This is a genomic window from Pseudoxanthomonas sp. 134C1 (assembly GCF_057773065.1).
Genome location: NZ_JBYMTH010000004.1, coordinates 306897 through 327582, shown reverse-complemented (window position 1 = coordinate 327582; position 20686 = coordinate 306897). Strand labels below are relative to the sequence as shown.

The 20686-nt window shown below is 63.7% G+C and carries 24 protein-coding genes and 1 tRNA gene; 11 read left to right on the top strand and 14 right to left on the bottom strand.

Annotation, left to right across the window (positions count from 1 at the left end; genetic code table 11):
* Nucleotides 1–39 precede the first annotated feature (39 nt).
* The 3 genes from AC3DEZ_RS10775 (at nt 40) to AC3DEZ_RS10765 (ending at nt 3332) form a co-directional block, all read left to right on the top strand.
* On the top strand, nt 40–570 hold the full coding sequence (locus AC3DEZ_RS10775) for a Dps family protein (RefSeq protein WP_488388199.1): 531 nt from the start codon (nt 40–42) through the stop codon (nt 568–570).
* Nucleotides 571–760: 190 nt separating this feature from the next.
* A complete protein-coding gene (gene recQ, locus AC3DEZ_RS10770; RefSeq protein ID WP_447103224.1) occupies nt 761–2554 on the top strand; it encodes a DNA helicase RecQ in 1794 nt (597 codons plus the stop codon).
* Nucleotides 2555–2858: 304 nt separating this feature from the next.
* Nucleotides 2859–3332, top strand: coding sequence for a hypothetical protein (locus AC3DEZ_RS10765; protein ID WP_488388198.1), 474 nt, complete (start codon nt 2859–2861; stop codon nt 3330–3332).
* Between the two features lie 69 nt (nt 3333–3401).
* Here AC3DEZ_RS10765 and AC3DEZ_RS10760 read toward each other — a convergent pair whose 3' ends face one another.
* Entirely contained in the window at nt 3402–4025 is a 624-nt protein-coding gene (locus tag AC3DEZ_RS10760; protein WP_488388197.1) for a glutathione S-transferase family protein, read from the bottom strand.
* A gap of 178 nt (nt 4026–4203) precedes the next feature.
* Between AC3DEZ_RS10760 and AC3DEZ_RS10755 the strand changes: the two genes are divergently transcribed.
* Nucleotides 4204–4887 carry a class I SAM-dependent methyltransferase gene (locus AC3DEZ_RS10755; protein ID WP_488388196.1) on the top strand — a complete coding sequence of 228 codons (684 nt, stop codon included), beginning with the start codon at nt 4204–4206 and terminating at the stop codon, nt 4885–4887.
* A gap of 202 nt (nt 4888–5089) precedes the next feature.
* Nucleotides 5090–6166 (top strand): hypothetical protein, encoded by a 1077-nt coding sequence (locus tag AC3DEZ_RS10750; protein WP_488388195.1) that lies wholly within the window; start codon nt 5090–5092, stop codon nt 6164–6166.
* 149 nt (nt 6167–6315) lie between these two features.
* On the opposite strand, the gene AC3DEZ_RS10745 is transcribed toward AC3DEZ_RS10750, so the two are convergent.
* Nucleotides 6316–6753, bottom strand: a complete 438-nt coding sequence (locus AC3DEZ_RS10745; protein WP_488388194.1) for a hypothetical protein — start codon at nt 6751–6753, stop codon at nt 6316–6318.
* 373 nt (nt 6754–7126) lie between these two features.
* Here AC3DEZ_RS10745 and AC3DEZ_RS10740 point away from each other — a divergent pair, with 373 nt between their 5' ends.
* Together AC3DEZ_RS10740 and AC3DEZ_RS10735 are read left to right on the top strand one after the other, a co-directional pair.
* Nucleotides 7127–7915, top strand: coding sequence for a hypothetical protein (locus AC3DEZ_RS10740; RefSeq protein ID WP_488388193.1), 789 nt, complete (start codon nt 7127–7129; stop codon nt 7913–7915).
* Nucleotides 7915–8085 (top strand): hypothetical protein, encoded by a 171-nt coding sequence (locus AC3DEZ_RS10735; protein ID WP_488388192.1) that lies wholly within the window; start codon nt 7915–7917, stop codon nt 8083–8085. Before AC3DEZ_RS10740 ends, AC3DEZ_RS10735 begins: the two co-directional genes overlap by 1 nt.
* A 108-nt stretch (nt 8086–8193) precedes the next feature.
* Here AC3DEZ_RS10735 and AC3DEZ_RS10730 read toward each other — a convergent pair whose 3' ends face one another.
* Nucleotides 8194–8541 carry a hypothetical protein gene (locus tag AC3DEZ_RS10730; RefSeq protein WP_488388191.1) on the bottom strand — a complete coding sequence of 116 codons (348 nt, stop codon included), beginning with the start codon at nt 8539–8541 and terminating at the stop codon, nt 8194–8196.
* A 1044-nt stretch (nt 8542–9585) separates the two neighbouring features.
* Here AC3DEZ_RS10730 and AC3DEZ_RS10725 point away from each other — a divergent pair.
* The 4 genes from AC3DEZ_RS10725 (at nt 9586) to AC3DEZ_RS10710 (ending at nt 12112) form a co-directional block, all read left to right on the top strand.
* Entirely contained in the window at nt 9586–10428 is an 843-nt protein-coding gene (locus AC3DEZ_RS10725) for a hypothetical protein (protein ID WP_488388190.1), read from the top strand.
* A complete protein-coding gene (locus tag AC3DEZ_RS10720) occupies nt 10409–10729 on the top strand; it encodes an STAS-like domain-containing protein (RefSeq protein ID WP_488388189.1) in 321 nt (106 codons plus the stop codon). The genes AC3DEZ_RS10725 and AC3DEZ_RS10720 overlap by 20 nt, the downstream gene beginning before the upstream one ends.
* 541 nt (nt 10730–11270) lie before the next feature.
* The gene (locus AC3DEZ_RS10715) at nt 11271–11777 is read left to right on the top strand and encodes a hypothetical protein (protein WP_488388188.1); all 507 of its coding nucleotides are present in this window, start codon (nt 11271–11273) and stop codon (nt 11775–11777) included.
* A complete protein-coding gene (locus AC3DEZ_RS10710) occupies nt 11753–12112 on the top strand; it encodes a site-specific integrase (RefSeq protein WP_488388187.1) in 360 nt (119 codons plus the stop codon). The genes AC3DEZ_RS10715 and AC3DEZ_RS10710 overlap by 25 nt, the downstream gene beginning before the upstream one ends.
* Before the next feature lie 150 nt (nt 12113–12262).
* Here the strand turns inward: AC3DEZ_RS10710 and AC3DEZ_RS10705 are convergent.
* The 11 genes from AC3DEZ_RS10705 to ruvB all read right to left on the bottom strand — a co-directional run bounded on the left by AC3DEZ_RS10705 (nt 12263) and on the right by ruvB (nt 20629).
* A tRNA-Lys gene (locus AC3DEZ_RS10705) sits at nt 12263–12338 on the bottom strand.
* Nucleotides 12339–12404: 66 nt separating this feature from the next.
* Complete coding sequence (queC, locus tag AC3DEZ_RS10700) at nt 12405–13070, bottom strand: 7-cyano-7-deazaguanine synthase QueC (protein ID WP_488388186.1); 666 nt, start codon at nt 13068–13070, stop codon at nt 12405–12407.
* A 152-nt stretch (nt 13071–13222) separates the two neighbouring features.
* Nucleotides 13223–13897 (bottom strand): 7-carboxy-7-deazaguanine synthase QueE, encoded by a 675-nt coding sequence (gene queE / locus AC3DEZ_RS10695; RefSeq protein WP_488388185.1) that lies wholly within the window; start codon nt 13895–13897, stop codon nt 13223–13225.
* A gap of 138 nt (nt 13898–14035) precedes the next feature.
* On the bottom strand, nt 14036–14842 hold the full coding sequence (gene ybgF / locus AC3DEZ_RS10690; protein WP_488388297.1) for a tol-pal system protein YbgF: 807 nt from the start codon (nt 14840–14842) through the stop codon (nt 14036–14038).
* Nucleotides 14843–14854: 12 nt separating this feature from the next.
* Nucleotides 14855–15370 (bottom strand): peptidoglycan-associated lipoprotein Pal, encoded by a 516-nt coding sequence (gene pal, locus AC3DEZ_RS10685; RefSeq protein WP_440470310.1) that lies wholly within the window; start codon nt 15368–15370, stop codon nt 14855–14857.
* Nucleotides 15371–15422: 52 nt separating this feature from the next.
* The gene (tolB, locus tag AC3DEZ_RS10680; RefSeq protein WP_447103232.1) at nt 15423–16742 is read right to left on the bottom strand and encodes a Tol-Pal system beta propeller repeat protein TolB; all 1320 of its coding nucleotides are present in this window, start codon (nt 16740–16742) and stop codon (nt 15423–15425) included.
* 102 nt (nt 16743–16844) lie between these two features.
* Nucleotides 16845–17858 carry a cell envelope integrity protein TolA gene (gene tolA, locus AC3DEZ_RS10675; RefSeq protein ID WP_488388296.1) on the bottom strand — a complete coding sequence of 338 codons (1014 nt, stop codon included), beginning with the start codon at nt 17856–17858 and terminating at the stop codon, nt 16845–16847.
* Nucleotides 17848–18288 carry a protein TolR gene (tolR, locus tag AC3DEZ_RS10670; RefSeq protein ID WP_447103233.1) on the bottom strand — a complete coding sequence of 147 codons (441 nt, stop codon included), beginning with the start codon at nt 18286–18288 and terminating at the stop codon, nt 17848–17850. The genes tolA and tolR overlap by 11 nt, the downstream gene beginning before the upstream one ends.
* A gap of 12 nt (nt 18289–18300) precedes the next feature.
* A complete protein-coding gene (gene tolQ, locus AC3DEZ_RS10665) occupies nt 18301–19068 on the bottom strand; it encodes a protein TolQ (RefSeq protein ID WP_488388184.1) in 768 nt (255 codons plus the stop codon).
* A gap of 27 nt (nt 19069–19095) precedes the next feature.
* Entirely contained in the window at nt 19096–19542 is a 447-nt protein-coding gene (gene ybgC / locus AC3DEZ_RS10660; RefSeq protein WP_488388183.1) for a tol-pal system-associated acyl-CoA thioesterase, read from the bottom strand.
* A gap of 46 nt (nt 19543–19588) precedes the next feature.
* Nucleotides 19589–20629 (bottom strand): Holliday junction branch migration DNA helicase RuvB, encoded by a 1041-nt coding sequence (gene ruvB / locus AC3DEZ_RS10655; protein WP_488388182.1) that lies wholly within the window; start codon nt 20627–20629, stop codon nt 19589–19591.
* Nucleotides 20630–20686 lie beyond the last annotated feature (57 nt).

Below are 20686 nucleotides of genomic sequence, written 5' to 3'. Positions count from 1 at the left end.
AGTTATTGTGAGCCATTGACCCCCATAAGGAGAGTGCAGATGTCCAAGACCAAGGCAAAGACCAGGCAGGCCGCCGCGCCCGCGGCCACGTCCCCGAACATCGACATCGGGATCACCACGGGCGATCGCAAGAAGATCGCCGAAGGCTTGTCGCGGTTCCTCGCCGACAGCTACACGCTGTACCTGAAGACCCACAACTTCCACTGGAACGTCACCGGGCCGATGTTCAACTCGCTCCACACGATGTTCGAAACCCAGTACACCGAACAGTGGACCGCGCTGGACGAAATCGCCGAGCGCATCCGCGCCCTGGGCTACAACGCCCCGGGTTCGTACGGGGAATTCGTCCGCCTGTCCTCCGTCCAGGAGGAATCCGGCGCCGATGGCGTGCCGGGCTGGCAGGGCATGGTGAAGCAGCTGGTGACCGGCAACGAAGCGGTGTGCCGGACGGCCCGCAAGGTCCTCAAGACCGCCGACGACGCCGGTGACGACCCATCCGTGGATCTGCTGACCCAGCGCCTGCAGACCCACGAAAAGTACGCCTGGATGCTGCGCTCGCTGCTGGAATGAGCCCGCAACCCGCGATCTGAGTACCCGCGCCCGGCCCCCGTCCGGGCGCTTTTTTTTTTCGGGCGACGGCCGCGCCGGTCCCTTCGTCCTGCCGCCGGAAAAGGCCGACGCCCGGGTCCTGATTCCACGGAGGCCTGTCCGGTCACTTGTCCGAATGCCCCACCCCTGCCGGCCTGCTACCCTATCGACCATGTCAGAACGTCCCACGGACCTGCTGCAGCGGGTCTTCGGCTATTCCCGCTTCCGCGGCCACCAGCAGGCCATCGTCGAACAGCTCGTCTCCGGCCAGGACGCCCTGGTCCTGATGCCGACCGGCGGCGGCAAGTCGCTGTGCTACCAGATTCCCTCCCTGCTGCGCGAAGGCGTGGGCATCGTGGTGTCTCCATTGATCGCGCTGATGCAGGATCAGGTGGAAGCGCTGCGTCAGCTCGGCGTGCGCGCCGCCTTCCTCAACTCGACCCTGGACGCCGCCGCCGCCGCCGAGGTGGAACGGGCGCTGCTGAAGGGTGAGCTGGATCTGCTGTACGTCGCTCCGGAGCGACTGCTGACTTCGCGCTTCCTGTCGCTGCTGGATCGCAGCCGCATCGCGCTGTTCGCCATCGACGAGGCGCATTGCGTCTCGGCCTGGGGCCACGATTTCCGACGCGAGTATCTGGAGCTGACGATTCTCCATGAGCGCTGGCCGGAGGTGCCGCGCATCGCCCTCACCGCCACCGCCGATCCGCCGACCCAGCGCGAGATCGCCGAGCGGCTGGGCCTGACCGAGGCGCAGCGCTTCGTCAGTTCCTTCGATCGTCCCAACATCCGCTACACGGTCACCCAGAAGGACAACGCCAAGCGCCAGCTGCGCGATTTCCTCCAGGCCCACAAGGGCGAGGCCGGCATCGTCTATTGCCTGTCGCGCAAGCGGGTGGAGCAGTTCGCAGACTATCTGCTGGAGCAGGGGTTCAACGCCCTGCCCTATCACGCCGGCCTGGACGCAGAGGTACGCGCGCATCACCAGCGCCGCTTCCTGCGCGAGGAAGGCATCGTGATGGTGGCGACGATCGCGTTCGGCATGGGCATCGACAAGCCCGACGTGCGCTTCGTGGCGCACGTGGACCTGCCCAAGTCGCTGGAAGGCTACTACCAGGAAACCGGCCGCGCCGGCCGCGATGGCGAAGCCGCCGACGCCTGGCTCTGCTATGGCCTCGGCGACGTGGTCCTGCTCAAGCAGATGATCGAGCAGTCCGAGGCAGGCGAGGAACGCAAGCGGCTGGAACGGCGCAAACTGGATCAGCTGCTGGGCTATTGCGAATCCATGCAGTGCCGGCGGCAGGTGCTGCTGGCGAGCTTCGGCGAGACCTATCCCCAGGAATGCGGCAACTGCGACAACTGCCTGCACCCGGCCGCCACCTGGGACGCCACCGAGGCCGCGCAGAAGGCACTGAGCTGCGTCTACCGCAGCGGCCAGCGTTTCGGCGTGAACCATATCATCGACGTCCTGCGCGGCAGCGAGAGCGAGAAGATCCGCCAGTGCGGGCACGACCGTCTCACCACCTACGGGATTGGCCGGGATCTGGATGCCGGGGCGTGGCGCAGCGTATTCCGGCAATTGGTGTCTTCGGGCCTGCTGGAAGTCGATGCGGAAGGCTATGGCAGCCTGCGGTTGACCGAGGCCAGCCGGGCGGTGCTGCGGGGTGAACGTCGCCTGCTGCTGCGCAAGGAGGCCCCGGCGCGCGAACGCGAGCGTTCCCCGCGCAGTGGCGTTGTCGTCGCATCGACCGACCAGCCCTTGTTCGGCGCCCTGCGCGACCTGCGCGCGCAGTTGGCCAAGCAGCAGAACGTCCCGGCCTACGTCATCTTCCACGACAGCACGTTGCGCAACATCGCCGAACATCGCCCCGGCACGCTGGACGAGTTGGCCCAGGTCGGCGGGATCGGCGGGACCAAGCTGGCCCGCTATGGCGAACAGGTGCTGGAAGCGATCCGCGCGGCCGGCTGAGAGCGGGACACGCGCAAACAAAATGCGGCCGCAGGACCCCTGCGACCGCGATGAGAGAGCACAGCTATATTGTGGTTGTTATGAGGGAAACCGCCCCGCGGGAACGACGGGAACCCATCGGTACGGTCCAGTGATGCCATGATCCCGACTACGGGAAAGCGTGGCGACGCCATCAAGTCACCATGACCTTCGTCCTAGCCGGAAAGTTCAGGAGGAAGCCAGCCTGGGTTCAACCAGCGGCTGCTAGCGTCTGGCGACTGGCGCACGGATCGCGCGAGAATCCGCATTCCCGACCGAGGTCCCCATGAAGGCAATCACCCCGCTGCTGCTGAGTCTGCTGGCTTCCGGGGGCGCCTTCGCCCAATCGGCGGAGTCGCTCGACCTCACTCTGCCACGGCCCGCGCTCTACTCGGCCGATCCGCCGGGCACCTACTACGGGGACACCAGCGGGCGTCCAGCGCAAGCGCTGCGCCCGGCGCCGGTGGCCCGCAATGCCTGCGGCAAGCCGGTCGACGAGGATGACGGCAAGGTCGACGTTTCCGGCAGCGTCGCCACCGGCATCGGCTACACCAAGGGATATGGCAGCAGCCACTGGAATGCCGCCAACGTCAATCTGTGCAAGTCCTACACCAATGACGACGGTGAATCGCGCGCGTTCAATCTCAACATCGGCGTAAGCCGGTATGACGGTCCCGGCTTCCATGGCTATCACCGGCTGCCGGGCGACGTGGGTCCGCCGCCACCCCGCGGTTTCGGCGGCTCGCCGATGCGCCCCTGAGCGGAGCCTGCCCCGGACGGAAAAGAGGCGCCTCACGGCGCCTCTTTCGCATCCAGGCACCGGGCGCACTCAGGGCACGCCGTTTCCTCCGTGGCGCCGGAAACCCGGCCGCTCCTCCAACCTGCGCAGATAGGCCGCCACCGCCGGCAGCTCCGGACGCACCATCGGGGTCATCCGCCACCGGTTCACGGACAGGCCCAGCACGACATCCGCCAGGGTGAAGGACGACCCCGCCGCGTAGCCACCGGTCCTGGCCAGTTGCGCATCGAGGATGCCCATCCGCTGGTTCCACTCCCGCACGCTGGTTTCGATCCGCGCGGGATCGGCGTGACTGGCGCTTTGCCGCACCCGCGCCATGAAGGCATAGCGCCAGGCGTTGTTGAGCTCCGTGGCCTGCCAATCCATCCATTGCTCGACGCGGGCGCGTTCGACCGTGGCCTGCGGCAACAGGTCGATGCGTTCCTCCCGGCCCGCCAGATAGCGGCAGATGGTGTTCGATTCCCACAGCACGGTGTCGCCGTCCTGGAGCACCGGCACCAGCGCATTGGGGTTCAACGCCAGGAACGCGGGATCCCGGGTCGAACGGTGGCCGCTTCCCCACTCCTCCAGTTCAAAGGGCAGGTCCAGCTCTTCGCAGAGCCAAAGTACCTTGCGGACATTGATCGACGTGGGCTTGCCCAGGATTCGCAGCATGTGACCTCCGGAATGCGCCCAAAGGGCGCGGGTACGCTACCTTAGCGTCAGGGGAGAAGGCTGCGCACCGCTGCGCGGACTTCGCGACAACGGTGGATCCGCTTAGAATTCCGTCCAGCTCGCCAATGGCTGGCCAGGGGAACTTCTTATCGTGCTGAAGGAAACGATGTCGGAACAGATGCAGAATCCGTATAGCGAGAACTGGTTCGATCACAACATCCCGCACTGGCAGCAATGGCTGGGCGGGTTCCGGGATCAGCCCGGCGTCCGCGCGCTGGAAATCGGCAGTTTCGAAGGCCGCTCCACGCTCTGGCTGTGCCAGAACATCCTTACCGGGACAGGTGCGCGCATCGACTGTGTCGATCTGTTTGCGCCGGATCCGGTCTATGGCGACTACCACGCCCGCTTCCGCCACAACACGGCGGCCTTCGCGGACCGCATCACCGAGCACGCGGGCTACAGTTTCGACTCCCTACGCCGGCTCGAAGGCGAGTTCGATTTCATCTACATCGATGGCTGGCACTCGGCATTCGGCGCGCTCGCCGATGGCGTGATGACCTGGCCGCTGCTCAAGTCCGGTGGCGTGATGATCTTCGACGACTACCTGTGGGTACCACCCAAACAGGCCCCCCGGAAGCCCAATGCGCTGGTGCGCAACTGGGCCAAGCTGCGGGGACGCGACTGGCGTCGCGACGCACTGGAACGACAGATCGCCACCGTCCCGACGGAAACGCCCAAGCTCGGCGTCGATGGCCTGCTCGCCACCCTGGCAGGGCACTACGAACTGCTGGGCGTGACCAACCAGTTGGCGATACGCAAGACGCGCGGCTTCAGCCAGGGTCAGGTGGGTTACGACACCTGACGGAAGCGCGTTTCATTGAACGAAAGAAAAGCCCCGCGATCGCGGGGTTTTTTTTCGGCGCGATATCGTCACTCCGGCGCGGCACGCGGAAAACTTCATCGCGAACGCTCCGTCCGCCATCCATTCCTGAACCTGCTTGACATCCGTTTCACATTCCCGCTCGCACGCTCGATTCCCGTCACAGGATGCTGCTGAGCCCGCCATGAAAACGAATTTCATCGAACGGCATTTCCCTTCGCTGTTCCTGCGCACGGCACTCATGCTGCTCGCCGCCGCAGCGCCACTCGCCAGCCAGGCCGCGCATCTGGAGTACGTGACGGAAGTCGATGGCACCATCACCGACATCACGCCCCAGCGGATCCTGTTCTTCGTCATCGAGGACGGACGGCCGATATTGAAGGTCTACAACCGTGCGACCGGAAGTCTGCGTGCGGTCCCGGATGGGACTGGCCATACACCGGGTTACGAGAAGCTGACCGCGCGCGGCGTGGTGTACGGGATCACGGAAGACGACGAAACATCGGTGTACGAATGGAACGGCGCCGCCACGCCACTGTGGAATGACGGAACGCCGCGCGGCATGCGCGTCAGTCCGAACGACAAGCGCTACGTCATCTGGCCGACCTGGCGCCCGGGACGCTACCTGAATCTGCGCGATGTGATGCTCTCCAAGGACACCCTGGTCGGCAACGGCCGCGTCGCCGATCTGGCCGACGTCGGCGACGGCGGCGAGGTCGTATACACCGAAGGGCCGGCACCCTACAACGTGTTCCGCTACCGGGCCGGACAGACCGTGCAATTGACCCATGATTCGACCTATTCGCATTTCAATCCGTTGACCGACGGCATCAACGTGGTCTACCGCAAGCAGGTATCGGCCACCGCTTCCCGGATCGTCATGTACAACGACAATCTCGGCGAGGTGATCCTGCGCGATGCCGGCAGCGACCACTTCACGCCCCGGGCTGATTATCTTCCCAGCAGTGGATGGGTTGGTTTCACCCGCTTGAACACGGTTAACGGCAACACCGTCCGGCAGGTCTGGCTGCGCTCGCCACAAGGCCAGTTGACCGCTGTCTCACGCTCGGATGCGGACGCATCGATCAATGCGATCGCAGGGGGCCAGGTGATGTTCGTCAGCGGTGGCTACCTCTACCTGGGACGCCCCGGCGCGGCGCCCGTGCTGGTATCACCCTTTGCCGAAGGCACCGGCAGCGCCTGGCTGCAGGGCAGTTGGTATGTCCATTTCGGTGGTGGGTTGTATCGCGTCGTGCTGTAGCCGGTCGCGCAGCGGACAGGAATTCGATGACGGGATGTCGGTACCGGGAAAGGCGCCGGCAATCCCTCCACTCCTGCGACATGTCGCGCATCGTCCGGCAAAGCCCGCATGCGGCAACCTGGCCACAAGCATACCGAACCATGATGGCATCAGGAATTTTGTTCCCGCCAGGCTTCGTCCTTTCCGTCGCGGTGCCATTGACGCCACCCGTGGCAATAGGCCGACTGGATGTATGGGCCGCGAAGGAGCGAGGCTGTTGCCTGCGAAGCCAGGTCCTCGCCCAGCAGATAGACCACATGCGACCACGGCTGGACGCGCTCATGCGTGAGTTCCGCCAGCCGGGCATCCGCGATTTCGGCGGCTTCCTCGACGGTGCTCGCACGCACGAGAAAACAGGTATCCGGACCGTTGGGGCCACCCGCCAGGGGATGGTCGGTATCGTTTCCCCAACGGACGACTTCGAAAATTCGCATGTCACTTCCTTGCGGGAAACGGCTGTCTTTGTAGCAACAGAATCCCGGCCAGCCAAGACTCTCGCTTCTGCCGACGATGATCAGCTCATTCCCCGCAGCATGGGCATGGAACATGCCGCGCGCCAGATTTCCGGGCTCCGCGTCGGATACATCGTATGCGTCTTGCTTGTTTCCAACCGTCCGTCCGACTCCGCTCGACGCGTTCTCATCGAGGAGGTCCGGCGGTTGGTTGCGGTCTGGTGGGCCGTGAAGGATTCGAACCTTCGACCAAAAGATTAGAAGTTATACGGCGTGAGCTTGGTTTTCAGTAACTTAGCTCATCCAATTTTCCCAAGGCCATGCCGTGAAACTGTTGGCATTGCTAGGTGGCATCGGGAATTTTCCCATGGCCGATCGGGGCATTTTTCCCCACCTGAACACGGTTGCGCAAGGCCCAAGAGGGGTGGAAGCATCTCCGCCGCCACATGATGTGGCACAAGGAGATGACATGGACTTTCGCAAGTTGATTCCGCTAGTGCTTCTTGCTTCCGCGACATCGCCGGCCGTTGCCGGCTCCGGCGAACCGATTTACACGCCCGCCCAGCCGGTCAATCCTCAGTTCATCAGTGTCGATCGAGTGAACGCCGGCATCGAACGCAACGTTAACCGCTACTCGCTATCGTTTGTTCACCAGACGCGCGGCGCTATTGCCGCGAACTTCGACCTCGCCACCGACTCGCTGTATGTCGCCAAGGGTACTCAGGTGCAGTCGTTTTCTTTTACCCAAGTCGCGACCGCGATGCATCCTGGCAACTCCGCGCTTCAGCAACAGGCCATCGAGGCTTTCCGGCAGCTCGCATCCGACCGGTCTGGCGTCTTGTCGTATCAGTCGCGCAGCTTCCGGGAGAGCGAGCCTTGGAATCCGCTTCCGTCCGACTGCGACCTTTCGCCATGCACGCCGGCTTGGTACAACGGCTACGGTTCTTCCATTCGCATTGACCTGCGGCCGCCGCCGAACACTGGCCCGGATTTAAGCGGGTGGTCACCGGAAATCATCGCTATCGACAGAGCCAACTTCGAGCGCGCGCGCCAGGATGCGTGTGACGATCAGACCGATGCCGCACTGACGGCCGGGCTCGGACTAGGTGCCGCGCTCGGAACATGCTCGACTGTCGAGTTCATTGCCCCCGCCATCGGTTGTGGCGCGTCCATCGGCGCTATCGGGGTGAGCATGCGCCAGATGAGCCGAAAGGGTAAGATGTGCAACAGTCGATATCCTGGCCCTGGGAAGTGGTGATGAACGGATTGACTGTCGCCTTAGGTATTGCCTACTTGGGCCTGCTCGCATCGAACAGCTACGCCATCGCGCGAATTGAGAATGCGGTCTCGCGCAAACGCGCGAAGTCTGCCATGGCCTGGGTGGTGACAGTGGTTTCGATCGCCATGATCGTTCATCTGTTGCGTTAAACGGATTGCCCCGGCTTCGGCTGGGGCAATCGTTCGTGTCCGCGCGCGCTTAGCAACTTGTGGAGCGCCTGCTGTTGGCACTCCGAACGCGTTCACTTTCTTAGCTCATCACCACAGCAAATCGCTGTCGGGCAGGAGCTTCCGCCAGTTTATTGATTCAAACTCTGGCGCGTCCGGAATGCCGGCGACGCGCGACGCCAAAGGACTCACCCTTGCCGGTGACAGCAGCTCGCGCATGGCCGCCAACTCCTCGGGGTCCGGCGATGGCCTGGTGACTTTCTTCCATCGATCGCGATGGGGATCCAGCCTGCCCCCGATCCAGCACTCGGCGAAACGCATCGCCTGCCGGTAGCTCGCCGCGCGCACCTCCTTTTGCTTTCCCGCCCATCTCAGATCTAGGCGGCCGTCGTGATGAGCAGACGCCATCGCACCGTAGTTCCACATCAGGACGCTCATCCTGGTGTGGTGTTCCCAACGCGATACGAGGGCGGAAGCGGGCGGCGCATGGCGGCGATTCTAGGCCTGGCTGTCTCATCAAGCGCGATGCCGACGCGCTGGCCAGCGGCGCTGGTCAGGCCCCGGCGTCATAGCAAACCTGCGGCGACCACATGCCGAGCCTTATATAAGTTCGGAATTTTGGGATGACCATCGGAAACAGGTAATAAAGGTAATACGACGAAAAACAGGGCTAATTCTCCTGTCATATCAGAGAGTTAAGAGACAATTTCAAAGGTAATAAAAGGGTAACGGCGGTTAATCTTGTTGCCTTTTCCGAAGGTAACATCAGGCGAAAATGGAACCCTTTTAAATCAATGGCTTGGCTTGATGTTACCTCCCGTGTTACCTCAGATTACCTCCAGAGGTAACATCGATAACCGCTATAGAATCAATGGGTTGGACAGGATTTCAGGGGGCAAATTACCTGTTACCCCGTTCCGATGGGCATCCAAATTTTTCGGCCTGCCCGTCGAGGCCGCTGGATCGCGCAAGAACGGCGCTGTACGCGTGCCGCCTTCGCAGGGTTCCGCAGGCTCGCCTACGCCGCGCCGGTCCGTGGGCCGCTCGCGCCTGCTACGGCGGCCCGAAGCGCCGTCCGCAGGGGTGCGGAAATCCGGGCGGTTTAGACCGCAGGCGTGGCGGGGCGACGACTGCGCGCGCCAGGTACCGATTGCGTAATGTGCATGTGTTATCGTTTTGTGAACGTTCATACGGACATGAGCCTTGGCAAAGCCATCGCACTGGAAGGAACTACGGCTTGCGCAAGCCCGACAGCGTCGGTGCCTGCGGCGTCGCCGAAGAAGGAGAACGCGGCTTGAAAGAAGATATGTCCGCCGTACTGTCGCAGCGCTCGTCGCGCCTCCCCAGTCTCACGCTGGCTCGAGACGGTCTGTCCCTACAATTTCTCCCCCCGCCGCCTTGGATCTGGAGGAGAATTACGCTCAGACGATCCAGCTCTTGAGAGACATTCGCTTAGCGGCGGATGTTTATTCGGCCAGGTTCATGCTCGACATGCGCTTGGTGAAGTTCATTAGCCCGGCTGCTGCTCTGTTGCTGACGGCCGAATGTGATCGGTGGCGGCTAAAGACTGGCGGCAAAAAGCTAAGAGCCTTGGAAGTTGATGAATGGGAGCCTAGCGTTCGCCGGAGACTGGCAGAAATGGGCTTTTTTCAGGTACTAGGCGCCACATGTAGCGTTAAAGATCAGCCAGTGGAGGGCGAAGATCAGTTTGTTCCGTTCCTCAGTGGGACTAAAAGTCCAGGTGAGCCGGCCAGAACATTGCGAACAAGTATCGAAAGCTTCGGGCCTCAGGTTGTTGATCGGTCGGCTCTCTACGATGGCTTGGTAGAAGCAATGACCAACGTCAACAAACACGCCTACCGAAGCGGTAACTCGCTTTGGCATTTGTGGTGGATCTCGGCTTCAGTGAATTTGAGTACCAACCATCTAACCGTCATGGTTGTCGACCATGGGCAAGGTATCGCGAGGACCCTCCCAAAAAGTGGAGTCTGGGAAGAGGTCCGAGACTGGCTAGGTGACAGGTCTAGGAACGACTCGCTGCTAGTTGAAGCGGCGTTCAACGTGGAGGGAACAAACCGCTCTTCCACAGGTCTGGAGAATCGTGGCAAAGGTTTGCGGGAAGACGTAAAGGGCTACGTTGATTCCTATGTTGATACACACAATTCAAGTGCTGCCCTGCACGTCATCACCAATAAAGCCCGGTATCGCTATGAGCGCGACCAACTACGAAGCACAACAACCGCAGGCGCGCTTCCAAGCGAGTTTGGCGGCACATTCATTCAATGGGACATCGAGGACTACGGCCATGCGCCAGAAGACCATTGATATTGGCCTTGACTTCTCGAGAGTGCCTGCGGGCAGGCATCCTGAGGACGGTGACTATAGTGGGCAAGAGTTCCGCGACACGATGCTCAAGCCTGCACTCCAACAGTATGAGCGCGTCGAAGTAGTGTTAGATAACACCGAGGGATTCGGCTCATCCTTTCTGGAAGAGGCGTTTGGCGGGCTGGTACGCAACGGGTTTACCAAGGACTTCTTGAAGAAGCACCTCGTGATCATTGCAAACGCTGCACCAAGTCAGCGTTACCGTAAGAAGATCTTGGACTACATCAACGACGCGGACTAAATAGATGCCCGGTAGCCCTTGGGATGGGACGATCGCTGCCGTTGTTGGCGGCGTCGTCGGAGCGGTTTCCGGCGGGCTTGCGTCTTGGGCTGTCAACCACTATTTCGCGAAGCAGAATCGCGCACATAGCAGGATCGACCAAGCCGAAGTGCTGGTCGATGGCCTCCGAGAACTTTCGATGGCGTACTGGCGATCCAGTGGGAAGAATGATCCCACGGAGCGGCTCATTATTACCAAGCTCGAAGCACTCGGTAGCAAACTGGACCTGCTGCGATCGCGCAGGCACATCTCAAGCGATGCTTTCGAGAGAGCCGAATTGGCGCTGTCAGAGCTCTATGATGTGGTTACCGGTGGGACATTTCAGGGCACTAATAGACAAGTCGACTCAGCTAGAGTTTCCCGGATCAGGGAACTCTGCGACGAAATAAACAGGGTTCTCTAATCCCCCCTTGTTCAGGTCGCACTCCTGCCCAGCTCAAGCGGTCGGAATCGGATCACGTCGTCACCGATCCATTCGTTGGCCTTTTCCATTCGCGTCTGCATGGGTTCCAGTTCGATAGCGTCCCACACCTTCACCGTGCCGATGATGCAGCGATTGATTGAGTCCATCGCCGCAGGCCGCCCTGCCAAGGGCCCGCAGCCCGAACTCAAGCCCTATCCGAGCAAGGCCAATCACATGCTGCGATTCCTGCGCCTGTTGTTCAATTGGGGCATCCGGCACGGCTACTGCAAACACAACCCCTGTGCGGGCGTGAAGCAGGTGGAGGAAGTCGGCGACCACAAGATGCCCTCACCCGAGGCATTCGCGATCATGCAGGAATTCCTGCAGGTGCGCGGTCGGCGCAAGGCCCACACACGCGGCAGCGTTCCGCCCTACCTGCACGCGGTCTGCACGCTGGCCTACAACCTGCGCGCGCGAGGCATCGAGGTCAACACATTGACCGACGCCCACTACACCGAGGGCGGCATCCTGACCAGTCGTCGGAAGGTTCTCGGGACAACATCACGCTGTGGAACGAAGAGATGCGCGCCGCGTGGGATTGGCTGACCGCCTATCGTAGCGAGGTGATGGAGAAAAATGACCGGCCGGTGCCGATTCGCCCCGCGCTTCGCCGGCTCCTCGTGACAGAAACCGGGACACCGTTGAGCAAGTCGGCGCTGGATTCTGCGTGGCAGCGTGCGATCGCCACGGCGATTCAGGACGGCGTTCTGCCGGAAAGCGAGCGCTTTAGCCTGCACGGCCTGAAACATCGCGGGATGAGCGACACGATCGGGAATATCGCCGACGTGCAGGACGCGGCCGGGCACGTGACGCCGACGATGGCGATTCGATACCACCACAAGCTGCAGACGGTGAAGCCACCGGAGCGGCAGAAGTCATGAGTGTACGACCCAAAAAAACCGCCGGCCCCGGCGGGTTTTTTTCGTCCTGCAGGAAGGCGTGGAACATCGCGCGAGGCGCGAATTTTCCCAAGAATTTTCCCAAACCGCCTATTTCGGGGTCGCGGGGCACACGTAAGTGATTGACGTGATTGGTGGGCCGTGAAGGATTCGAACCTTCGACCAAAAGATTAAAAGTCTTCTGCTCTACCGACTGAGCTAACGGCCCATGCACCCGGCATTGCGCCGGGGTGCGAATTCTACCCCAGCTTGGGGCGGCTGAAAAACCCGGGGTTCAGGTGTAGCGAGTCGGATCCGCCACGCCGGCATCGGCGAAGCCCGCCGCGCGCAGCCGGCAGGCGTCGCAATGACCGCAGGCGCGTCCCTGCTCGTCGGCCTGGTAGCACGACACGGTCTCCGAGAAATCCACGCCCAGGCGCAGGCCCTCGCGCACGATATCCGCCTTGCCCATCTTCATCAGTGGCGCGTGGATGCGCAGCCCCGCGCCCTCCACACCGGCTTTGGTGGCCAGGTTGGCGAGCTTCTCGAACGCGTCGATGAACTCCGGCCGGCAGTCGGGATAGCCGGAATAGTCGACGGCATTGACGCCGCAGAAGATGTCGGCCGCGCCCAGCACCTCGGCCCAGCCCAGCGCCACCGACAGCATGATGGTGTTGCGGGCCGGCACGTAGGTGACCGGGATGCCGCCACCGCCGGCCTCGGGCACGTCGATATCGTCGGTCAGGGCGGAGCCGCCAATGCTGCGCAGATCCACGTGCACGGTCTTGTGCGCGACGGCACCCAGTGAACGGGCGACGCGGTCGGCGGCCTCCAGTTCCGAGGTATGGCGCTGACCGTAGCGCACGCTCAGGGCGTGCACCGCATAGCCGTGCTCACGGGCGATGGCGACAACGACGGCGGAATCCATGCCACCGGAGAGAAGGACGACGGCTTTTTTCATGGGGGAATCGGGAAATCGGGAAATCGGGAAATCGGGAAATCGGGAAATCGGGAAATCGGGAAAGAGCGTCCGGCTTTTGCCCCGTTGAAAAAGGGCTACCGGCATTTCGCGCGCGACACCCGATACGATACGGACGGCGCCTGCTTCCGGTGCTAGCGGCCCGGCTCGTCGTTCCAGAGCAGCTTGTGCAGTTGCATCTGGAAGCGTACCGGCAACTTGTCCTCGACGATCCAGTCCGCCAGCTGGCGTGGCTCCAGTTCGGACTTGGATGGCGAGAACAACACGTCACAGCGCTCGGCAAGGCGATGCCCCGCCACCATGTCGCGCGCCCAGTCGTAATCGGCGCGCCCGCACAGGACAAACTTCACCTGATCGCGCGGGGTGAGCAGCGGCAGGTTCTCCAACCGGTTGCGATCCATTTCGCGGGAGCCGGGCGTCTTCAGATCCACCACCCGCGAAACCCGTGGGTCCACTTCGGCGATATCGAGCGCTCCGGAAGTTTCCAGCGAAACGTCGTAACCGGCATCGCACAGACGACGAAGCAGGATCAGGCAGCGCTTCTGCGACAGGGGTTCTCCACCGGTCACGCAGACATGACGGACGCCGTGGCGGGCCACTTCCACCAGGATGGCGTCGATGTCCCACCATTGGCCGCCATAGAACGCGTACTCGGTATCGCAATACTGGCAACGCAGCGGGCAGCCGGTCAGGCGCACGAACACCGTGGGCCAGCCAGCGGTATTGGCCTCGCCCTGCAGGGACAGGAAGATTTCCGTCAGCTTCAGGCGTTCCTGGGCAACGGACTCGGACGTGGGGACAGCGTTCATGGCGGCACATTATCGCCTGTCGGCGGGCCGGCCGTCGGGCGGTTTCAGGGAATTGCGTTCAGCGAGGATCGGCGGGCGGAAGATACATCCGGCAAACACCCCGAATCCGGGCCAGGAGGGCCGTTGTCGGACGCCAGCTCAGCGCAGCCGACCGAGCTGGATGGCCTTCAGCCGATCATCGGCGGTACGGGCGACATCGCTGCCCGGGTACCGGCTGACCACGTCGGCCAGAGTACGTTCGGCGGCATCGACCTTGCCCAATCCGTACTCGCACAAGCCCAGCTTGAGCAGCGAGCCCGGGGCCTTGTCGTGGGTGGGATATCGCTCCATCAGCGCGCGAAACTGCTCCGCGGCCAGGGCATAGTTCTGGGTGACGTAGTAGCTTTCGCCGAGCCAGTACAGCGCATTGGGCGCGTAAACACCGCTGGGGTACGCCTGCAGGAACGCGGTGAACAGCTGCGCCGACCCGACATAGTCGCCGGACTTCAGCTTTTCGAACGCCTGGTTGTAGGCGGTGCGTTCGTCCCCGGCCTGGGCCAGGGAGCCGGGGTCGCCATGCACGGATGGCGCCGGTTCGACCGCTGCCGCCACCGGCGGATTCGCCGGCGAAGTACCGCCGCCGCTGGTCGCGGGTGCCGCAACAGGCGGCGTCGCACCGCCTTCCATGCGGTTCAGCCGGCCATCCAGATCCAGGTACTGATCACGGTTGCGCTGCTGGAACTCCTGCAGATCGTGCTGGAGCTTCTCGAGCTGCGCCCGCAATTCACGGATTTCACCTTCCTGCTGGCTCAGGCGGTTCAACAATTCCATGTTGGCCTGCGAGTTGTTGGCCTTGGCTTCCAGCGCCGTGACGCGGTCCGCCAGACTCTGTCGCTGCGCCCAGGCTGGAGCGGCGGCCACCAGGGCCGCCGCCGTGACCAGCAGAAAACGCTTGCCGATCGACATCGCGCTCATCGCTTATTTGGCGGTGTAGACGATCTCGACGCGACGGTTCTGCGCCCAGCACGACTCGTTGGATTCGGTGCAGATCGGACGCTCTTCGCCGTAGCTCACCACGCTCAGCTGGCTGCCGGAGCCGCCGTTGGCCTGCAGCGCGGACGACACGGCGTTGCCGCGGCGCTCGCCCAGGCCCTGGTTGTAGGCGCGGCTGCCGCGCTCGTCGGCATGGCCTTCCAGGGTGATGCGCGAGGACGGACGGTCACGCAGGTACTTGGCATGGCAGCCCATGATTGCCTGGAATTCGGGCTTCAGCGAATCCTGGTCCAGGTCGAAGTACACCACGCGCTGGCGCAGGCAGGCATCGGTGTCCAGGTCGTTCGGGCCGTAGACGCCGGAGGTGGTGGGTTCGGTCGGGGTGGTGGGCGTGGTGGTGGTGGTATCGGTCGGCTGGGTCTCCTTGACCGCCTTCTTGCAACCGGCCAGCACGGCCACGGACATCAGGGACAGCATCAAAACACGGGCAGTGTTGTTCATCGTCATTCCTTCGGCTTCTCGCAGGGATGGGGGTAAAACCGTAGACGTCATCTTAACGCTTTGCACGGTACGGCGACCATGCCGGTTCGCGTACATCGCCATCAGCCAGCACCAGCCGCTGGCGGACCCGGCCATCGGCGGACACCGCATACAGTACGCCTCTTCCACCTTCGCGGGCGGCGTAGAGGACCATGCTGGCATTGGGGGCAAAGCTCGGGGACTCGTCCAACGAGCCCGGCGACAGGGTCGACCAGCGCGGCGAACCCAGGCTGCGGTCCATCAGCGCGATGCGATAGGTATTGCCGCTGCCCTGTGCGACCGCGATCTTCTTGCCGTCGTAGGAAATCTTGGGCGAGGCGTTGTAGCTGCCTTCAAACGTAACCCGGCTTGCGGATCCGCCGCTGGCCGGCACCTGATAGATCTGCGGGCGACCGCCGCGATCGGAAGTGAAGTAGAGGGTGGCGCCGTCCGGGCTCCAGACCGGTTCCGTGTCGATGCTGGACTGGTTGGTCAGCTGGCGCAGTTGCCGGCTGGCGATGTCCATCACGTAGATTTCCGGATTGCCGCTGCGCGACAGGGTCAGCGCGAGGCGGCCGCCGTCCGGCGAGAACGAAGGGGAACCGTTGATGCCGCGGAAGCCGGAGACCTTCTGGCGCGCGCCGGTGGTGATGTCCTGGATGAAGACGGCCGAGTTGCCGCCTTCGTAGCTGACATAGGCCAGGCGGCGGCCATCCGGGCTCCAGGACGGCGACAGCAGCGGCTCGGAGGAACGCACCACGGTCTGCGGATTGAAGCCGTCCGAATCGGCGATCATCAGCGCGTAGCGCGCGCCCTTGCCGGCACCACTGGCGGTGACGTAGGCGATCCGGGTCCAGAACGCGCCGGGAATGCCCAGGATCTTTTCGTAGATGGCGTCGGCCATCTGGTGGGCGACATCGCGCATGGCATTGGCGCGGGCGGTCATCGCCAGACCCAGCAGCCGCTCCTGCTTGGCCACGTCGAACAGCTCGTATTCCACCCGGTAGCCGCCGTCACCGGCGTCGACCACGCGGCCAACCACCAGATAGTTCTGCTTGAGCGCGCGCCAGGTCGGGTACTGGATTTCGCCGCCCCGGGTCGGGCGTTCGACGATGCTGGCTTCCGGCAGGGTGCGGAAGGAGCCGGACCGCTCCAGATCCGCGCGGACCACGCCGGCGACATCCGTCTGTGGCGCGCCGGCGGAGCCTTGGTAGGGCATCGGCACGACGGTGATGGGCAGGGCCGAGGCGTTTCCGCCGATGATGTCGATGTCCAGGCCCCGCTCCTGCGCGGAGGCGGCGAATGACAGCAGCAGGAGAGTCAGGAGGGAAAGCCAGCGCGGCAGCGTCTTCATGGCAGGTCGGGGTTTCTCGGTCTGTCTGAACGGGAAGGGATAGCAGCTTGTGCGTGAACGTTTTCGCAATCATGAACGAGGCCGTTCAGGCTCGCGATTCTGTCAGCGTTCCTGCGCTTCGAATGTGAAAAACAGGGTGCGGGAGAACACGCTCTCGAAACCCCGGTAGGGCAGCGGCTGCGCCAGCAGGACCGCGGCTTCGATCGACCGGCGCCCCGCCTCGTCATACGGGCAGCTCGAATCGACCTTGGCGTCGATGACCTCGCCGCCGGGCAACTGGCGAATGGTGATGCGGCAGCGCTGGCCCAACGGCACGGTATCGGGCCGGTTCCACTTGTCGCTCACGGCGCGCTGGATGGCGGCGGCGTACTGGGCGGTCAGATCGGTACTGGTGCCGCCCTGCCCCGGCTGGCCGCCGCTGGCCCGGCTGGTGGCCGGCGTGGCCGCGCTGGCGGTGGCCGTGGCGCGCTGGGCCTGCACGTTCTGCAGCTGGCGCAGCTTCTGTTCGGCCATCTGGGCCTCACGGGCGGCCTGCTCGCGGCGGCGGCGGAGATCGGCCAGCTTCTTGTCGCGGTCGGCCTCTTCCTGCTGCTTGGCCAGTCGCTGCTTGTGCTCGGCTTCCTGCTGGCGCGCGCGTTCGGTCAGGTCGATCTGCTCCTGGCGGCGCTTCTCTTCCTGTTCTTCCAGCGCCTTCTGCTGGGAGATGGCCAGCCGGCTGGCGGCGTCCTGATCCTCGGTATCCGGCACCGGAATGCGTTCCTGGGCCTGCTGCTGGGGCGCCACCGGCGAATCCTGGGGGCGTGGCTCGGGCAGCGCCTGCGGCGGCGGAACCGTCTCTTCCTCGGCGGTTTCCTCGATCGGAGTCGGCATGGGTTCGGGCTTGGGCGCATTCTCCATCGCCTGCTGCGCGGCCCGGATGTCGGCGCTGGAGATATCCAGCGACGCTTCGATCACCGGCGAACCCGCAGCCGCGTCGAAATTGTGAGACGGCGACCACAGGTAGGCGGCCAGGAACAGCAGCGCGATCAGGACATGCACGCCGATCGCCAGTGCGATCGGAACAGCGAGATCGTCCTGTTCGGCCCGATGCCGGGGCGGGAGCGCGTCAGCGTGCATTGCCACCCGGCTGGCTCATCAGGCCGACTTTCTTCACCCCGGCCTGCTGCAGCATCACCATCGTGTCCATGACGCGCTGGTAATCCGAGGCGCCCGGCGCCGCGATGAACACCGGCGCATCGGGATTCTGGCTGACGAAGGCCTTCAGCTTGGCGGCCAGGGTCGGGCCGTCGAGTCGCTCCGGCTTGCCGCTTTCCAGGGTCAGCGTGTAGGCACCATCGGTGTTGACGCTGACGATGATCGGATCTTTCTTGCTCTCGACCGAACGGGCGTTCGATTTCGGCAGATCCACGTCCACGCTGAGGGTCAACAGCGGAGCGGTCACCATGAAGATGATCAGCAGCACCAGCATCACGTCGATATACGGCACGACGTTGATTTCGGACTTGAGCTTGCGGCGCTTGCGCACGCGGGAAATGGCGGCGGTCATGGCGGACTCCGCTTATTCGTCGCCCGAGGACTGGCGCTGCAGGATCGAGCTGAACTCCTCGGCGAAGGTTTCATAACGCACCGAGATGCGCTCGATCCGGGTGGTGAAGCGGTTGTAGGCCCATACCGCCGGAATCGCCACGAACAGGCCGATGGCGGTGGCGAACAACGCTTCGGAAATACCCGGCGCGACCGAGGCGATGCCCGCCTGCTCGCCACTGTTGAGCATGTCGTGCATGGTGACCATGATGCCGAACACGGTGCCGACCAGGCCGACGTACGGGGCGGTGGAACCGATGTTGGCCAGCAGTTCCAGGTTGCGTTCCAGTTGATCGACCTCGCGCGCATAGGTCGCGCGCATGGCGCGCTGGGCGCCTTCCAACTGCGCGCGCGGATCCAGCTTGCGCTTGTCGCGCAGGCGGGCGAATTCGCGGAATCCCGCCTCGAAGATGGCTTCCAGGCCGTTGACCACCCGGTTGCGATCGGCCGCGCTGGCGTAGAGCTTGCTCAGTTCGGCGCCGGACCAGAAGCGGCTCTCGAAGTCGTCGGCGTCGCGGTTGGCGGCCTTGAAGACTCGTGCCTTGCGGAAAATGATGATCCAGCTGATCAGCGAACCTGCCAGCAGCAGCACGACGATCAGTTTGACCGGCAGGCTGGCCTTGAGCATCAGCTCGAGGTAGTTGATGCCGCTGTGGGTGGCGGCGGCGGTCGCCTGGACGGCGGCGGCGGCGGTGTCCTCGGGCAGGGCTTCGACCACGGCGGCCAGGAGCGGTGCGATCATCCGGTATTCCTCGATGTTTCGGATTGGTCAGTTCGGTGTTTCGAACAGCTTGAATTCTTCGTACAACGCATCAGGCAGCGGTTTGGGTCTGAACCCCGCGGCGGAAAGCGCCGCGACCTTCACCTCCGCCGTCAGCAGGACTTCTTCGCCGCGCAGGACGCGCTGGGCGAAGATCACGCTGGCCCGCTTGCACCGGCGTAACACGAGTTCCACTCGCAGCAGGTCGTCCAGGCGCGCCGGTTTCAGGAAATCCAGCGTCATCGCGCGGACCGCGAAGACCAGATCGTGGTCTCCGCGCAGCCATTCCTGGCTATGGCCGCGCGCGCGCAGCCATTCCGTCCGCGCGCGTTCCAGGAACGCCACGTACTGCGCGTGGTACACCACGCCGCCAGCGTCGGTATCTTCCCAATAGACGCGTGTCGGCCAACTGAATAGCCGGGAAACGGCCTCATTGGTCTGCGATTGGGCGCTCAAAAGCGGGCTTCTCCGGAAACGGGGAACGGGAATCGGGCCATCCGGCTCAGAAAAGGTCTTCGCTGCCGGCGGCACCCGGCGCCTGTTCCCGCCTCGGCTTCAGCCCGAGATGCCGGTAGGCCTTGGATGTGGCCATGCGGCCGCGGGCGGTGCGGATCAGGTAGCCCTGCTGGATCAGGTAGGGCTCGATCACGTCTTCCAGCGTACCGCGCTCCTCGGACAGCGCGGCGGCCAGCGATTCCACTCCCACCGGTCCGCCATCGAAACTGTCGATGATGGTCCGCAGCATGCGGCGATCCAGTTCGTCGAAACCCTCCGGATCGACCTTCAGCATCTGCATGGCGGCATTGGCGACCGCGGGATCGATATGACCGGCGGCGCGGACCTGGGCGTAGTCGCGGACCCGCCGCAGCAGCCGATTGGCGATGCGGGGGGTGCCGCGCGAGCGGCGCGCGATTTCCGCCGCGCCTTCGGGCTCGCAGGGGATGTCCAGGATCCGCGCCGAGCGGCGCACGATGCTGGTCAGCTCCTCGGCGCTGTAGAACTCCAGCCGCTGGACGATGCCGAAGCGATCGCGCAGCGGCGCGGTCAGCAGGCCGGCGCGGGTGGTCGCACCGATCAGGGTGAAGGGCGGCAGATCCAGCTTGATCGAGCGCGCGGCGGGGCCCTCGCCGATCATGATGTCGATCTGGAAGTCCTCCATCGCCGGATACAGCACTTCCTCGACCACCGGCGACAGGCGGTGGATCTCGTCCACGAACAGCACGTCGTGCGGCTGCAGGTTGGTCAGCAGCGCGGCCAGATCACCGGCCTTCTCGATGACCGGGCCGGAGGTGACCCGCATGTTGACGCCCAGCTCGTTGGCGATGACGTGGCTCAGGGTGGTCTTGCCCAACCCCGGGGGCCCGAAGATCAGCACGTGATCCAGCGCCTCGCCGCGCCCCTTGGCCGCCTGGATGTAGATGTCCAGTTGCTCCCGCACCGGCTTCTGGCCGAGATATTCGTCCAGCCGCTTGGGCCGGATGCTGGCCTCGATGGCCTCGTCTTCGCGGGTGGCGCCGGAGGCGATGATGCGGTCTTCGGTCATGCCGCCATTATGGGGCAAACCGCCATGGAAAAAGGGCCGGATGTCGATGCCATCCGG